Source organism: Subtercola boreus (assembly GCF_003399645.1).
GTDB lineage: Bacteria > Actinomycetota > Actinomycetes > Actinomycetales > Microbacteriaceae > Subtercola > Subtercola boreus_A.
Genome location: NZ_NBXD01000002.1, coordinates 276,354 through 291,314 on the forward strand (window position 1 = coordinate 276,354; position 14,961 = coordinate 291,314).

General features: G+C 68.4%; 15 protein-coding genes. 4 read left to right on the forward strand and 11 right to left on the reverse strand.

The window, feature by feature from the left end; translation table 11 throughout:
- Nucleotides 1–18: 18 nt before the first annotated feature.
- The 10 genes from B7R24_RS01390 to B7R24_RS01430 form a co-directional block, all read right to left on the reverse strand.
- Nucleotides 19–825, reverse strand: a complete 807-nt coding sequence (locus B7R24_RS01390; protein ID WP_116417167.1) for an HAD family hydrolase — start codon at nucleotides 823–825, stop codon at nucleotides 19–21.
- Nucleotides 822–3,635 (reverse strand): phosphoribosyltransferase domain-containing protein, encoded by a 2,814-nt coding sequence (locus B7R24_RS01395; RefSeq protein ID WP_116417168.1) that lies wholly within the window; start codon nucleotides 3,633–3,635, stop codon nucleotides 822–824. Before B7R24_RS01395 ends, B7R24_RS01390 begins: the two co-directional genes overlap by 4 nt.
- Entirely contained in the window at nucleotides 3,632–4,813 is a 1,182-nt protein-coding gene (locus B7R24_RS01400) for an HpcH/HpaI aldolase/citrate lyase family protein (protein ID WP_116417169.1), read from the reverse strand. The genes B7R24_RS01395 and B7R24_RS01400 overlap by 4 nt, the downstream gene beginning before the upstream one ends.
- A 3-nt stretch (nucleotides 4,814–4,816) precedes the next feature.
- Complete coding sequence (locus tag B7R24_RS17730) at nucleotides 4,817–5,665, reverse strand: hypothetical protein (protein WP_216363583.1); 849 nt, start codon at nucleotides 5,663–5,665, stop codon at nucleotides 4,817–4,819.
- A 3-nt stretch (nucleotides 5,666–5,668) separates the two neighbouring features.
- Complete coding sequence (locus B7R24_RS01405; protein WP_116417170.1) at nucleotides 5,669–6,220, reverse strand: TerD family protein; 552 nt, start codon at nucleotides 6,218–6,220, stop codon at nucleotides 5,669–5,671.
- The gene (locus B7R24_RS01410; protein ID WP_116417171.1) at nucleotides 6,220–6,789 is read right to left on the reverse strand and encodes a hypothetical protein; all 570 of its coding nucleotides are present in this window, start codon (nucleotides 6,787–6,789) and stop codon (nucleotides 6,220–6,222) included. Before B7R24_RS01410 ends, B7R24_RS01405 begins: the two co-directional genes overlap by 1 nt.
- A 36-nt stretch (nucleotides 6,790–6,825) precedes the next feature.
- Nucleotides 6,826–8,037, reverse strand: a complete 1,212-nt coding sequence (locus B7R24_RS01415; RefSeq protein WP_116417172.1) for a toxic anion resistance protein — start codon at nucleotides 8,035–8,037, stop codon at nucleotides 6,826–6,828.
- Between the two features lie 68 nt (nucleotides 8,038–8,105).
- On the reverse strand, nucleotides 8,106–8,684 hold the full coding sequence (locus B7R24_RS01420; RefSeq protein WP_116417173.1) for a TerD family protein: 579 nt from the start codon (nucleotides 8,682–8,684) through the stop codon (nucleotides 8,106–8,108).
- Nucleotides 8,685–8,775: 91 nt separating this feature from the next.
- Nucleotides 8,776–9,369 carry a TerD family protein gene (locus B7R24_RS01425; RefSeq protein ID WP_116417174.1) on the reverse strand — a complete coding sequence of 198 codons (594 nt, stop codon included), beginning with the start codon at nucleotides 9,367–9,369 and terminating at the stop codon, nucleotides 8,776–8,778.
- Between the two features lie 74 nt (nucleotides 9,370–9,443).
- Nucleotides 9,444–10,625, reverse strand: a complete 1,182-nt coding sequence (locus B7R24_RS01430; protein ID WP_116417175.1) for a TerC family protein — start codon at nucleotides 10,623–10,625, stop codon at nucleotides 9,444–9,446.
- A 118-nt stretch (nucleotides 10,626–10,743) separates the two neighbouring features.
- On the opposite strand from B7R24_RS01430, the gene B7R24_RS01435 reads away from it, so the two are divergent.
- Both B7R24_RS01435 and B7R24_RS01440 read left to right on the forward strand, forming a co-directional pair.
- Nucleotides 10,744–11,241 (forward strand): MarR family winged helix-turn-helix transcriptional regulator, encoded by a 498-nt coding sequence (locus B7R24_RS01435; RefSeq protein WP_116417176.1) that lies wholly within the window; start codon nucleotides 10,744–10,746, stop codon nucleotides 11,239–11,241.
- A gap of 36 nt (nucleotides 11,242–11,277) precedes the next feature.
- Nucleotides 11,278–11,844 (forward strand): GIY-YIG nuclease family protein, encoded by a 567-nt coding sequence (locus tag B7R24_RS01440; RefSeq protein ID WP_116417177.1) that lies wholly within the window; start codon nucleotides 11,278–11,280, stop codon nucleotides 11,842–11,844.
- 12 nt (nucleotides 11,845–11,856) lie between these two features.
- Here B7R24_RS01440 and B7R24_RS01445 read toward each other — a convergent pair whose 3' ends face one another.
- Nucleotides 11,857–13,839 carry an MSCRAMM family protein gene (locus B7R24_RS01445; protein ID WP_147303927.1) on the reverse strand — a complete coding sequence of 661 codons (1,983 nt, stop codon included), beginning with the start codon at nucleotides 13,837–13,839 and terminating at the stop codon, nucleotides 11,857–11,859.
- 147 nt (nucleotides 13,840–13,986) lie between these two features.
- On the opposite strand from B7R24_RS01445, the gene B7R24_RS01450 reads away from it, so the two are divergent.
- Together B7R24_RS01450 and B7R24_RS01455 are read left to right on the forward strand one after the other, a co-directional pair.
- Nucleotides 13,987–14,439, forward strand: a complete 453-nt coding sequence (locus tag B7R24_RS01450; RefSeq protein ID WP_116417179.1) for a MarR family winged helix-turn-helix transcriptional regulator — start codon at nucleotides 13,987–13,989, stop codon at nucleotides 14,437–14,439.
- Between the two features lie 74 nt (nucleotides 14,440–14,513).
- Nucleotides 14,514–14,954 carry an OsmC family peroxiredoxin gene (locus B7R24_RS01455; RefSeq protein WP_116417180.1) on the forward strand — a complete coding sequence of 147 codons (441 nt, stop codon included), beginning with the start codon at nucleotides 14,514–14,516 and terminating at the stop codon, nucleotides 14,952–14,954.
- Nucleotides 14,955–14,961 lie beyond the last annotated feature (7 nt).

A 14,961-nucleotide genomic window follows, 5' to 3' on the forward strand; every position in this document is an offset into this window, starting at 1 on the left:
CGAGCAGCGGGCGGGGGGTCAGGCGGCCGTGGCCGCCGTGAGGAGGCGCAGCAGTTCTTCGCCCGCGAGGATGCCCGTGGCAGCGGTCACGGTGAGGTTCGGGGCTGTGAAGCCCGCGTCGTGCAGTTCGCCGTGGGCGGGGCGGAAGGCGAGGTCGGCCTGCTCGAGCATCGGCGCATCGAGCAGGGAGTCGCCGGCGGCGAGTACCCGGGCGGCGCCGAGGCGGCGGCGGACCTCGGCCACGGCGGCGCTCTTCGTCACGGGGTTCGGCACGCAGTAGAGCTTCCGCCCCTGCACCGAGACCGTCCAGCCGAGCCCGAGGCAGCGGGCCTCGAGCGCTGCGAGCCACGCCGCAGGCATCAGCTCTCTGTCGACGATGGCGTAGACGAAGAGGTTCTCCGCGTTGTTCAGCTTTGTGATCCACGCCGCGGCCGAGTGGTCGGCGAGCAGCGCTGTCACCTCCCCGATCGGGGCCGCCTCCTCGCTCAGCCGGTGCCGCACTGCGGCGCCCCACGCAGCATCCGGAACCCCATCGACCAGAATCACGCCGCCGTTGCTGGTGACCGCGAACGACGGCACGGCACCCGGCAGCTGCACGCGCTGGTATTGCGCGACCGTGCGCGTGGTGACGGGCACGAATTCGGCGAGTGCGCGAAGGGCCAGCAGGAGGTCTTCGGATGCCCGGGTCAGGAACGAGATCGGCACACCGTTGTAGAGTTCGGCGACGACGATGCGAGGGGCGAGCGGATCGGGTGTCTCGAGCCAGAACGCTTTCGCGGAGTAGATCAGGGTGCGGTCGAGGTCGCAGGCGACAAGGTCGGTCACGGGGTGACTCCCGGTGCAGCGCCCGGAGCGGTGGGGGCCGCACCAGATGCTCCCGCGTCATCGGGGTCGGCCGCGAGCGGATTGATGAGCCCGACGCAGCTGTAGGGCAGCCCCGGCACGAGCTCGACCTCCACCCCGCGCTGCTCGGCGAGCAGCAGCACGTGGGCGATCTCGGCCTCGGATCCGGGCCGCACCAGCACCTTCCACGGCACCCGCCGAAGCAGCACGCGGGTGGTCTCGCCGACGCCCGGCTTGACCAGGTTGACGTTGTCGATGCCGTACGCGCTGCTGATGCGTTCGACGGCCTGCCAGCCGATCCAGGATGCCGACCTGTCTTGGTGCTGCCGAGCTTCGACGCCGGCCGCGACCTCATCCTGCACCTCGTCGAAGTACGAGCAGATCGTGTCGAGGAACTCCGCCGACACGTCGCGCGGCGACAGCTCGCGGTAGAACTTCGCGCCGTGAAAGTCGTTCGGGCCGATCAGGTCGCGGTTGAAGACCGTGCGGGAGACGAGCCCGGAGACGGTGGAGTTCAGGCACGCCGACGGAATGAGGTAGTCGTCGCGGGTGCCGTAGACCGACACGCAGTGACCCGGATCGGCCAGCACCGCGAGATCGTCGCCGAACACGGTGCCCGTGGTCTCGGCGAAGAGGGCGAGCGCCGCGGTGAGTTCGCGGGCGATGGCGCCCTTGCCCGTCCAGCCGTCGATGAAGACGACGTCGGCCGGGTCGTGGTGGGTGGCGAGGTACCGCAGAGCGGTCTGGTCGAGCCCGACGCCCCGCACGATGCTCATCGTGTAGTGCGGGGCGTCGACCCCGCGCATCCGGCCCGCCCAACGCCTCGCGAGGATGCCGATGGGGGTGCCGGCGCGGGCGAGGGAGACGAGCACCGGATGCCCGCCCCGCGCGGCGAGGATGAGCTCGGTGACGATACCGACGGCGACCGCGACGCGGCGGCCCGAGCGGGAGAGGGCCTCGTCGTACAGCGCACGGTACTCGGCCGAGGGCAGATATTCGACGGGGAGCGATTCGGCATAGTTGGCTCGTCCGCTCTGGATGGCGCTCTCACGCAGGGCGGCGGGGGCCTCGAGCACCACGTCACCGAGGTCCTTCAGCAGCCAGCGCACGTCGTCGGCGGCGTACGAGCCGAAGGCGGGGCCGACCAGCGGGTCGGGGAGGGGGGCGGCGGGGTCTGCTGTGGATGCCCGGAGCTCTGTTGTCGGCGGTATGGCGGCGCTCGTCACGAGGTTCGGCTCCAATCGGTGGGGGGCGGGTGCCGCAGCGGGCAGGAGTGCGACGATGACGTGGTCGGTGACGCGCTGGAGCGCCTCGACGATCCCGCCGGGGGCGAGCATCCGGTTTCGCGGTGTGCCGGGCTCGGGGAGCACGACGATGGTGTCGGGGCGGCGGCCGCCGCGGGTGAGGTTGTAGGCGAACCGGGCGCTGACGCCGTCGGGCGTCACGTCGTGGCTCTGGAAGCCGAGTGCACTCGCGATGGCGTAGTCGGGTCGGTCGATCGCGGCGATCGGGGAGCGCGTCGTGGTGGAGAAGCGCACGGTGAGGGGGATGTCGCGGCCTCGGCCCGCATCGAGGCGGTCGGCGACGGCGAGGGGGAGGGCGATGAACTCCTCCGAGCCGAGCACGATCACCTCCTGCGTGGAGCGCAGGTCGGCTGAGTACAGGTGGGGCCGGACCGCCGCGGCGATCTGCTCTGCAACGGCGGCCTCGATGCCTTCGAACACGCCGAACCGGGCACTGCGGACGGGCGCGGTGGCAACGTCGAGCAGGGTGACGGCGCCGAGGTGGGGGGTGGGTGCGAGATTCGGTGCGGCCGTGGTGACGGTGACGGTGGCGTCATTGCCCGGATCGGGCCCGTCGAGTTCGGCAGGCGCGGCGGCGGCGGCGCCGAGGCCGTTCAGCAGGATGGCCGCGCGCGCGGCGGCGTCGCGGGGGAGTGTGGTCGAGCCCGCCCCGAGGGCGACGACCGAGATCGTGCAGCCGAGGGCCGCCGCGAGGTCGTCGAAACGAGTCCGATCGGCGGCGGAACGCAAGTCGATGAGGCTCGCGACCACCCACCGTCGCTGCGGAACCGCCGCCTGCAGTGCCGTGATCGTGTTGACGACCGTGGTTCCGGTGCTGAGTTCGTCATCGACGAGCACGACGGTGCCCCCCGGCTTCAGCCAGTCACTGTCGGTCGGAAACAGCTGGTGTGCGGTGGCGTGCGAGTGCTCCTCCTCGAATCCGGCGAACGCGACCGTTCGGTCTGGGGCATGCCGGGTCGAGTGCAGGTAGTACGAGCCGATCGTGCCGGCGACAAGGTGCCCGAGCCCGGTGGCGGTCTCGGCGTAGCCGAGCGTGACGACCTCCGGATGCTCGGGGCCGACCGACCCGGCCACGTCGCGTCGCAGGGCGTGCAGGGCGGCGCGGGTCGCGGCATCCCGCTCGCCGGGCGGCGCTGGTACGCGGCCGACCGGTGCCGACCCCGGCTCTGCCACCGACGCCTGTCCTGCCGCGACAGCCAGGATGCGCCCCAGCCGCCGGCAGAGCTCCACCGGCACCGGGCCGCCGTCGAGCTCTGCCGCGACGAGCAGCCCGAGCAGCTCGCCGGCCACGATCGCCAGTCCCGGCACGGTCGGAACGTGCTTCGCCAGCACGTTCGACACGAGCAGGTGCGCCCGCTTCGGATTGCGGCGGAGCGCCACCCCCACCAGGGCTTCGACGGGCACGAGGCTCCGCGAGGCATCCGAGTGCACCTCGATGCCGAGGCTCGTGCGAACGTAGTCCCCCGTGTAGACGGAGGCAGCCGTCACCGCATGCTCGTCTCGAGCAAGTCGACGAAGGTGGTGCTCTCGGCGGCCACCCCGAAGGCTTCGGCGCGCAGCAGCGTCTTCTCAGCCCACGCCTGGTGCGGTTTCATCTCGTTCATCTTGTTGCGGTACGGCGAGGCGCTGGCCCCGCCACCGACATTGCCGACGATGGCCTGGGCATCCAGGTACTCCTCGTGGCTCACGACGGAGAGGGCGTGTACGACGGGAACGTGGGTGGGATGGATGACGGTCTTGCCCAGCAGCCCGTTGGCCGAGTCGAGCGAGATCTCACGGATGAGCCCATCGAGTCCCGCCAGCATCAGTCGCTTGCGCAGCTCGTTCTCGTTGGCCTCGACGAACGGGGTGAGTCGCAGCTGGGGACGCAGGATGCGCTCGGAGGTGTCGTAGTGCTCCCAGACCGGTCCGGTGATGACGAAGTCATCGCACGGGCGGCCGAGCACGTTCACAATGTCGGCGATCACCGCCGAGACGACCTTGACGTCGTAGACGGTGAGGTCGCGCGAGCGACGCAGGCCGAACACGCTCGAGAGATCGGTGGCTCCGATGCGCACGGCCAGCACATCCTCACGATGCGCGCGGGTGACGTCGACGATGGCCGAGAGCGCGGCCGTGCGCGTCTCCGAATGGACCATGGTCGGTGACTCGAGAATCGGCATGACGCGCAGCCGTCGTGTGCCGCCTTCGCCTCCCTGTTCGTACTCCCGGTGGATGCGGTGCAGGGCCTGGAAGAACCGCTCGGCGTAGCCGGTGTCGTTCTCGAATTTCGGGATGACGAAGCCGCTCAACAACTCCAGCGCGGGGCCGCAGAGGTCGGCCATCCGAAGCATCTGTTCGGGGCTCCGTACCCGGATGAACAGCAGCGGCAGGCCCTCGGCGGGCTCGTCGAGCAGGGCGGTGATGGCGCTCGCGACATTCGTCTCGGCGAACTCGACCGAGCTGTCGGCGATCGAGTCTTCGAGGCAGAGCACCATGCTGACGCAGCCGCGGGCGGCCTGCTTGATGACGTCGGCCGCGATGGTGGGCCGGTCGCCGGGGCAGTAGAGCGTCGCGCCAAGGGCGGCGGCGAGCAGGGTCGGGGGCGAGTCGATGCTCAGCGGCTGTGGCAGGCGAAAGAAGAGGTCGGAGGCCTCGGTCGGGCTGACGGCGCTGAAATGTCGCATCGGCTATCTCCTCCGGGGTTCGCGGGCGGTGAGGTGTGGTGTCATCGAGAACCCGAATTCCCGGTGGAGCTGTGCTGGCGTCGCCTCCCGGGTGACCGGTTCGGCGCGGAATTCGATCAGGTTGCCGACCCGAAGCAACGAGAGGACAAACAGCGGGGAACCGTTCGGTGTCGAGACAGTGAAGCTCGACCCGTCGAAGAGCTGCACGCCGATCACGCCGGAGGCCGCACCGATGAAGAGGGCACGCCGCAGCCGGTGCAGGTGGCGCAGGGAGACGATCGCATCGGGGCCGTCGTAACCGACCAGAGCGCGGTTGCCCGTGGTCGAGACGGAGGTGCCCTCGGTGCCGCCGTCGGCGTACGCGGCGCCGGCGATGAGGTCGGTGGTCTCCCATGCGACGGCGGAGGTGCCCGACACGATGAGGCTGCCGATGGCCGATTCGCGAGCGTTGAGTCGCAGCACCGGCTCCTCAGTACCGAGTTCCCGCACATCGCCGATGGCGGGCGCGGGGAAGGGGCCGGGCAGCTCGGGCCGTGCGGGCCGCCCGCGCGGTGCGGCGGGGGTGGAGCGGGGCGTTCCGCCGGGTGCTCCGGATGCCCGGGGCGCAGCCGGGCGCGCACCCGCGCTCTGCGGGGCCGGAGAGCTGCGGGCACCGAGGTCGAGCCCGGTGCCCCCACCACTCGGTCGCGCGAGGCTGAGTCCACCCGAGGGAACGGAGGAGGTGGGTGCAGCAGGCGGCTCAGCGGAAGCAGGCGCAGGCGCGGGCGCAGGCGTAGGCGCGGGCACGGGCGCCTTCACGCGCCGGCGCAGGTACGGGAGGTCGCGGCGTACCGCCGCCGGGTTCAGGGCCACGGCCTAGAGGTCGATCCTGAAGTCTTTGGCCACGCCCGCCAGCCCGCTCGTGTACCCCTGCCCGACGGCCCGGAACTTCCAGTCGTCGCGGTGACGGTACAGCTCGCCGAAGAGCATGGCGTGCACGCTGCGGTTGTCGCCGAGAGGCAGGTCGAAGCGCACCAGCTCCCGCCCGTCTCTCGTTGCGACCCGCACGTAGGCCGAGCGCACAGCCGAGAAGTCGGTGGCACCGCGCACGTCGGGGTCGACATAGACGAGGAAGGCGATTTTGGCGACCTCGGTCGGCACGAGTGCGAGATCGACGTCGATCTCCTCGACGTCGGTGCCGGTCGCGAACACGACCGATCCGTCCTGGCTCTCGAGCTGGTTGAAGAACACCAGATGGTCGTTCGAGAGGGCGTGGTCGTCGGCTCCGCACATGATCGCCAGCGGCACGAGTTCGGCCTGCGGTCCGCGGCTCGGGATGACCTCCCAGCCGAACCCGACGAGCACGTCTTCCAAGCCCGGGTTCTCTGCGGTGAGGGCGGCATTCGCCCCCGAAATGAGCGTGGCCATCAGCGCCCGCCCAGCGTGAGCCCGGCATCGGGAGCCCGGCCCGCAGCATCCGCGCTGCTCCCACCCAGCGTGAGCGCAGCATCCGGAGCCTGGAATTTGTCGGCCAGGAAGCGCCCGTGCGTCGACAACTCGGCGATAGCGCCGATGCGGATCTGGTTGAGCAGGTCGCGCACCGTCTCTTCGAGCAGGCCGAGCTGGTTCGCGAAGAGCAGTGTGGCCTGGGCGTCGTCGGCTCGATCCTCTTCCGGCAGGGCGAGATAGGCGCGAAGCGGGGTCGGGATGTAGTCGTTCACCATCGCCGCCAGCAGCACCCGCTGTTCGGTTGAGGCGTCCTGCGCCGCGATCGTCGAGACGACCTCCCGCAGCAGATCGTCGATCTGCCCGAGCCGCGACAGGAGCAGGGTGGGCAGTTCGCGTCCCGCGAGGCGCGTCGAGCTCCGCAGGGCGCCCAGGGCCCGCTCCGTCTGCACGTCTTCGTTCTCCACCGTCGCTTCTGGCACGGTGTCGATGACGGCCGGCGGTTGCGGGGCCCCGCCGAAGAGGGAATTCACGAACCTGCCGAATGCCATGGTGTCACCTCTCTCGTCACACCTGACTGTAATGGGTCAGCGCAGTTCACCCTGCTCGGTCTGGCGGCTGCGTTCGAGGTACGGCTTGGCCTTCAGCAGCCCGGTCTCGAGCGCCGAAACCGTGCCCTCCATGTTCTTGGCGGCAGAGGCGCGGAAGGTGTCGATGGCATCCATCGTCTGGAACACGTTGTCGAACGCCTTCTGCAGCGTCTCGACGCTGACACCCGACGTGCTTGCCTGCTGCTGGATGCGAACCGTCTGGTCTTTCAGCATCTCGCTCGTCTTCAGGATCATGTTGTTCGTGGTGGTGTTGATCGCGTCGATCTGGTCGAGCACCATCTTCTGGTTCGCCAGGGCCTGGGCCACGATGACCGCCGTGCGGAGCGCCGCGATCGTGGTGGTTCGCGCGCGGTCGACACCCTTGATGAGCTCGAGGTTGTTCTTGCGGATGAGGTCCATCGCGAGATAGCCCTGCACCGACACCGCGAGCTGGGTCAGGATGTCCTGGTGGCGCTGCCGGATCGGGAACAGCACGTCGGCTTCGAGCTTCTGCGCCTCGTCGATACGCCCGGAGGCGCGGCTGGACTCGATCTTCTCGACGGTCGCGGCATCCAGCGCCTTCGCGAAGACGGCGTACTCGCTGAGCGCCTGCATGGTCTCCCACAGCTGCACCTTCTCACCGGCGAGCGAGGCGTTGTCTTTCAGCAGTTCGTCCTGCCCGGCCATCAGCGACTTGATGATCTTGTCGAGCTGCGTCTGGGCGCTCTCGTACTTCTGGAAGTAGCGGGCCAGCTTGTTGCCGCCCGGGATGAAGCCCAGGATCTTTCGCCCGACGCCGAGGTCTGCCGCGTTCGGCGTCAGGTCTTCGACCGTCGTGCGCAGGTCTCCGAGGGTCGCCGCCACCTGCACCTGGGCGCTGTTGCCGCTGCGCTTGCTGCCGGCGACCGAGGTGGAGGAGCGTTCGAGCATGCGCGACGAGTAGCCGCCCGACTGCACCATCTCCTTGCCGCCGATCTGCGAGATGCCCTCCACCTTCTGCGTGAACTCGGGCGTGCGCGGATCGAGCGTCGCGACCTCCGCCACGAACTCGCGGGCCTGGCGCTGGATCTCGCTCTGCCGGTCGGCGGGCACCGGAACCATGCCCGGCGCCTCCTCTGCCTCGACGATGGCCGGGGCATCCGGAGCACGCAGCACCAGCGAGGCCTGGGCCTGGTCGCCGGCGTCGGGGGGAGTGAGCGGTGTACTCATGGTGTGTGCCTAACTCGCGTGAAAGGTCGTCTGTGGAGGGAGGAGCGGGGGAGGGGGATGCCCGGGGCTCAGCCGAGCTGAACGCCGAAGTCGCCGGCGATGCCGGCGAGACCGGTGGTGTAGCCCTGGCCGACGGCCTTGAACTTCCACTCGGCGCCGTTGCGGTAGACCTCGGCGAAGACCATGGCGGTCTCGGGGGCCGCGTCTTCGCTGAGGTCGAAGCGCACGATCTCCTGGCCGTCCTGGTCGACGACCCGGCAGTAGGCGGCGCGAACCTGGCCGAAGTTCTGCCGGCGGTCGTCGGCCTTGTCGATCGAGACGGCGATGACGATGCGCTGAACGTCGCCTGTGACCTTCTGCAGGTCGATGTTGATCTGCTCGTCGTCGCCGTCACCCTCGCCGGTGCGGTTGTCGCCCATGTGCTTGACCGACTCGTCGGGCGTCGCGGGCTGGTTGTAGAAGATGAAGTCGGCGCTCGAGCGCACCTTGCCGTCGGCGCCGAGCAGCAGGGCCGAGGCGTCGAGGTCGAACTGCTCGCCACTGGTGGTGCGTGGGTCCCAGCCGAGGCCGACGGTGGCGATCGTGAGTCCGGGGCTGACCTTCGTCAGCGAGAGGTTGTTTCCCTTTTCGAGTGAGAGACCAGCCATGGTGTTCAGTGCTCCTTGTGTTCGGGTCGTGCAGTTGTGGGGGAGTGTCGGAGGGTCGGAGTCGAGATTACCTCGACCCTCCGACATCGGGTCAGAGTGCCTTGGCGGCGGGGGTCAGCAGGTCCATCACCGAGCGGCCGTTCGCGCGCTCACCGATGGCCTTGAAGCTCCAGCCGTCGCCGTCGCGGGAGACTTTCGACATGATCATCGCGGTGTGGTTTCCCGAGTCGGTGAGCTGGTACCGGGCGACCTCCGGTGAACCGGAGGTCGAATCATCCACCACCCGGCTGAAGGCGTTCTCGACCAGATCGAAGGTCTGCTGGCTGTAGCTCGAGATCACGAAGACGATCTGCGAGACCGCGGGGGCGACCCTCGAGAGGTCGACCAGGATGGTCTCGTCGTCGCCGTCACCGGCCCCTGTCAGGTTGTCGCCCGTGTGCTGGGCCGACCCGTCTTTGCTCGCCAGCTGCTGGAACCAGACGGTGTCGAGAACGCGGCCGGCTGCGTCGAAGAAGATGGCCGAGGCGTCGAGGTCGATCTCAGCGGCGGCCTTCGGCCTGCCGAACAGGCCGCGCTTCGTCGGCGTGGCGCTGTCCCAGCCGAGACCCAGGCGGATCTTCGTGAGAGCGCCACCGTCTTTCTTCGTCAGTGACAGTGACTGGCCTTTTTCCAAGCTCAGACCCATGATGTGTACTCCCTGTTCGTGGTGCAATTGCGGAGCGTGGGGGAGAAACCTTCCCCACGCTAGAGGATACGGCTTTACTTCGAACCCTGGCCGTGCAGTTCGTGAGCCTGTGCGATGAGTTCTTTCAGCTCATCGTCTTCGGTCAGCTTCGCGCGCTGCCTGTCTGAGAGGGTGTCGAACTGGTTCTCGCGGGCGACCATCTTCCTGTAGGTGGCGCTTCGCTCGGCATCGTCACCCTTGAAGTCGTGCTCGACGTACTTCTTGGCCTGCAGACGGGAGTCGCTGATGATCGTGTTCGCCTTGCCGGCCGGGCTGAAGAGCGAGGCCAGAACGGTCACGGTGAGAACTCCGATGATGACGATCAGGGAGAGCTCGGTGCTGATCTCGAACACGGGGATGGGCTGGCCACCGTTCAGGAACGGCAGGTTGTTCTCGTGCAGAGCGTGCAGCACCAGCTTCACGCCGATGAAGGCCAGAATCGCGGCCAGGCCGTAGCTGAGGAAGATGAGGCGGTCGAGCAGACCGTCGATCAGGAAGAACAGCTGGCGCAGACCCATCAACGAGAAGGCTGTGGCGGTGAACACGATGTAGGTGTTCTGCGTGAGGCCGAAGATGGCGGGCACCGAGTCGAGCGCGAAGAGCAGGTCGGTTCCACCGATGGCGACCATCACCAGGAGCATCGGGGTGAGAACCTTCTTGCCGTTCTCGATCGTGAAGAACTTGTCGCCGTCGTAGCGCTCCGTGGTGTTGAACAGGCGCTTCGCGAGACGGATGATCACATTGTCGGCGTCATCACCCTCTGACTCGGGGCGCAGCAGCTTGATGGCGGTGAAGATCAGGAACCCGCCGAACAGATAGAACAGCCACGCGAAGGAGTTGATGGCCGCTGCACCGATGAAAATGAATCCGGTGCGGGCGATGAGGGCGAAGATGATGCCGAACAGCAGCACCTTCTGCTGGTCGGCGCGCGGCACCCTGAAGCTCGCGATGATGATCAGGAAGACGAAGAGGTTGTCGACCGACAGGGCCTTCTCCGTGATGTAGCCGGCGAAGTACTCGGTGCCGAGGGTCTGGCCGCCGAACGTGAGCACGCCGATACCGAAGGCGATGGCGATGCCCACGTAGATGGCCGACCATTTGGCGGCCTCTTTCAGCGTGGGCTCGTGGGCCTTCCGCACGTGGAAGATGAAGTCGAAGGCAAGAAGGGCCAGGATGCCGACGATTGTCAGCAGCCAGACGTAGCCGGGGATGTCCATGGTTTGCGCGTTCTCCGCTTGTTCGAGGGTTGATGTGATTTAGTTGGTGTGTTCCCACTATATTAGTTGGGCCAATCCAACCATTCATCGCTTGCGATTCGACAGGAAACACTCAGGTATGGAGAACACTCCGCAGGAGACCGGCGTCGATGTCGGTGAGTCGATCGAGGCGACCCTGTCGCTCATCGCTCGCTGGTCATCTCGCGCCGACAACCGCCGAACCCTCCACGACGCCGAGGGAGCGGCCCTCTCGAGTACAGACTCCTGGCTGCTCGAACGCCTCGTCGCGTCGAAGCCGATCCGCATGTCCCGGTTGGCCGAATGGCTCTCGGTCGACAAGTCGACGATGACCACCGAGATCCGGCGGCTCGAGGCTGCCGGCCTCGTCGCGCGCGCGCCCGACCCTGCCGACCGTCGCGCTGTGCTGGTCAGCGCTACCGAGGCCGGCGCGATCGCCATCGACCGGCACCGCCGCATCGCCCAGGATGTCTACAACACGCTCGTCGGCAAGTGGAACGAACACGACCGGGCCGAGTTCTCCCGCCTGCTCGGCCGCTTTGCCGACGAGCTCTCCTGGGTCACCGACGCGGTCTGGCGACACAACGAGACGCGGTGAGGCCGGGGCGTCGGGGGTGCGGCGTAGCGTGAAGGGGTGAGCCGAGCATCCTGTTGCAGCGTCGACGACGACGGTGGGGTCTGCGGCGCGCCGGTCGAGGGGGATGCTCCGCTGGCACTCTGCGCGCACCACCTGCTCCTCGCGCACGACTTCGTCGCCCGTGACGTGGGAACGACCGACGTACTGCCCTCGCCGTGCGTGGCCTGCGGCTCCCGGCTGGGGGTGCGGTACCCCTCGGGCTGGCTGTGCGCCATCTGCGAGTGGCGGGTCGGTGAGGTGCCCGATGCCGGGGTGCGGGTCGAGCGGGTCGAGGTCGTCTATTACATCCGCTCCGGTGATCGCATCAAGATCGGTACCTCCGCCAACCCGAGGCAGCGGCTCGGCAGCCTCTTCTATGAGGAGTTGCTCGCCTTCGAGCGGGGAGGGCGGCTGCTCGAGCGCCGTCGGCACGAGCGGTTCGCTTCGGCACGGGTGCCGCGCAGCGAGTGGTTCGCCGTGCATCCGGAGCTGAGTTCGCACATCGCGGTTCTCGCGTACGGTGTCGACGACCCGTGGGGGCTGTACGCGCGCTGGCTGAGCGAGCGGCGAGCGCTCGGCGGCTAGAGGGTCGCCGGCTCAGTACAGCCGCAACGCCACCACGCGGATGTCGGTGGTGCGCCCGGCGACGAGTGTGATCACTCTCGCGCCCCCCGGCGCTCCCTCGCCCCACACCGCCTCGGGGTAACTACCCGTCACCGGGTGGACCCGGATCGTGTAGCGACCGGCCGGGAGCCCGTCAGCGCTGAAACGACCCAGCTCGTCGGTGCTCTTCACCGTCGTCGGGAGGATGTCGAGCGCGTTGGCCTCCGGCACCAGCGTGATGTCGCTCTGGATCGGCAGCTCAGTGTCCTGAGCGATGATCACCCCGGTCAGCACCGCTTCCGTCGGTATCGCGACCGTCACCCCGCCGACCGTGTCGCCGTTCTTCACCGTGAAGACCCGGGCGGTCTCGAACGAGGTGCCGCCGATGAAGGTGACGGCAAGCCCCTCCCCGGCGGGCGGTCGCGCAACCAGCTTGTACGAACCGGGCTCGAGGAGCGGGGCCCGGAAGCGGCCGTCGGTCTCGGTCTGGCTCGAATCGACGAACCCGTCGGACGCCCCGCCGACGCTGTACACCTCGATGAGCGTGTACGGGGAGGGCGACCCGGTGTCCTTCAGCGTGGCGACTCCCGCGATGACGGGTGCCGGTTTCATCACGATTGCGATGCCTGTCGTCGTGCGGTCGGCCGCCACAGGGACCCGGCCGGGGGTCGCGTTCGGACCGACGGTGTAGACGCCGGTGTTGTAGATCGACACCTGGTCACGATTGTTGGAGGTGTGCACGGCCAGGGTGTACGAACCGCCGGGCAGGCCGCTGATCGTGAAGGTGCCGTCGGCGGCCGCGACGGCGTAGTCGAACCCTTTGCTCGAGGTCGCCTCGACCACGAAGGCGTCGTCGGGCGAAGCCGGGGGGCCGTCGAGGGTCAGAACCCCCGAGATCGAGCCGGTCGCACTGAAGGTGTAGTTCCTCGTGGTCTGCCGCCCGGAGGTCACGGTGATCGCCGTGGAACCGCCGGCGGTGTTGCCGCCGCCGATGAAGGCCTGCTGGCCGGTGCTCTCGTCGGTGAACCGTACCGTGTACTCGCCGGGAACGAGACCGGCGAAGGAATAGGTGCCGTTGACGAGAACGGTGCGCGCCAGGGGCTCCGTGTACCTGCCGGCATCGCCGGTGAAGAGCGCCACCGATCCATTCGTCACGATTCTCACGGGCGCCGCGCTCGCGTAGACCGTTCCGGCGATCGATCCGAGCTGGGTGACGCTGCCGGTCAGCGCCGCGATGCGGGTAGCCGGGGTCGCGCCGGGGTAGGAGCCCGTGATCGACACGGTGACGCGTTTCGCGGCATCCGCAGCCGTCGGCGTGTACGTCTTCGCGGCCGCGCCCGCCACGGCCCGGCCGCCGACCGACCACTGGTAGGTGAAGGCAATCGGGTCGGGTATCCAGCCCGCGGCGACGGCAGTGAGCGTCTGGCCGACGAGGCCGCTGCCGGTGACGGATGCCGTACCCGGCCTCACGAGGGAGACCCCGGCCGACACGGCAGCTGTCGGTGCACTCGTTCGGACCAGTCGCTCGTAACCGGGCAGCTGGCTGACGACGGTGAAGGTGACCGGCTTGCCCACGTCGCCCGCGGTCAGAAGCAGCGTCGGGGAGTTGACGCTGCGGGTGAGGGTGGTGCCTCCGACGCTCCACGAGGTGAGGTACGACGACGGTTCGATGCTGGGTTTCCATGTGCCGATGGTGGCGGTGAGCGTGAGGCCGGCGCGCGGGGTGCCCGACACGGTCGGTGTGGGTGCGGCGGCGAAGCGCTGGGCGTTCGGCGCCGGCGACGGTATGGCGGGGGCGTTCGGTGCCACGCTGGGTACGCTGGCGGCGTTCGGTGTGGCGGTGGCCGACTCGAGCCCCCCGCCGGCGACGAGCAGAGCAGCGAGCGCTCCGGCAAGCATCGACCCGGCAATTCGGCCCCGGGGTCTGATTCCTCTGCGAAGCGACGACGGCGACGGATGCCCGGCAGTTCGATCCACGACGCGTATCCCCCCTCGTACACGACGCCGGCGGCGTGTGCGCCCACTGTGGCAGCCGGACGGACCGTCGTCAAGCATCCTTCACCTTCGGGAACTTCTTTTTCATTGTGCACAATTTAACGGCGCACAATGTAGTAGGGTCGGAACATGTCGCCGAGCCCCGCTGTCAGCCCCCTCCTGGACGACCAGATCTGCTTCGCGCTCTACAACGCTTCGCGTGCCCTGACCGCCCGCTACCGTCCGCTGCTCGACCCGCTCGGTCTCACCTATCCGCAGTACCTCGCGCTTCTGGTGTTGTGGGAGGAAGGGCCGTCGACGGTGCTGCATCTCGGCGAGCGTCTGATGCTCGATTCGGGAACACTCTCCCCGCTGGTGCGCCGACTCGAGGGTGCAGGGCTTGTGACACGGATGCGCCTGCCCGAAGACGAGCGATCGGTGCTCATCACTCTCACCGAGGCCGGCGATCGTCTGCGCGAGCGCACCGCGGGCATCCAGAGCCAGATCTGCGGGGCCACCGGTCTCGACCTGCCCGACCTGCACGCTCTCCGTGACCAGATCGCCGATGTTTCCGCGCACGTGCGAGAAACTGCCCAGCCGTAGCCGACGTGGCCGGTGCTGCCGGTCATCCATCCCGAGAACCACCCCTAGAGAACACCGAAAGAAAAGAGACACTCATGCCCACACGTACCGCTCGCACCGCCTGGAACGGCAGCCTCGAGACCGGCGAGGGCCAGGTCGAGCTGTCGAGCTCGAAGCTCGGCACCTACGATGTCTCGTTCCCCAAGCGCGCCGCTGACGACGCCAACGGCGCCACCAGCCCCGAAGAGTTGCTCGCTGCAGCGCACTCCGCGTGCTACGCCATGCAGTTCTCCGCCGTGCTCGGTGCAGCCGGTGGCACGGTCGAGGCGCTCGACGTCAAGGCTGAAGTGTCGCTCGGCCCCGACCCCGAGGGCGGCTTCCGCCTCACCGGAATCGCACTGCGTGTGCGCGGCGAAGTGAGCGGCATCGACGAGGCGACCTTCCTGCAGGCCGCGACCGACGCCAAGAACACCTGCCCCGTCAGCAAGGCCCTCACCGGCGTCGAGATCACCCTCGACGCCGGCCTCGAGGCCTAGGCTCCCG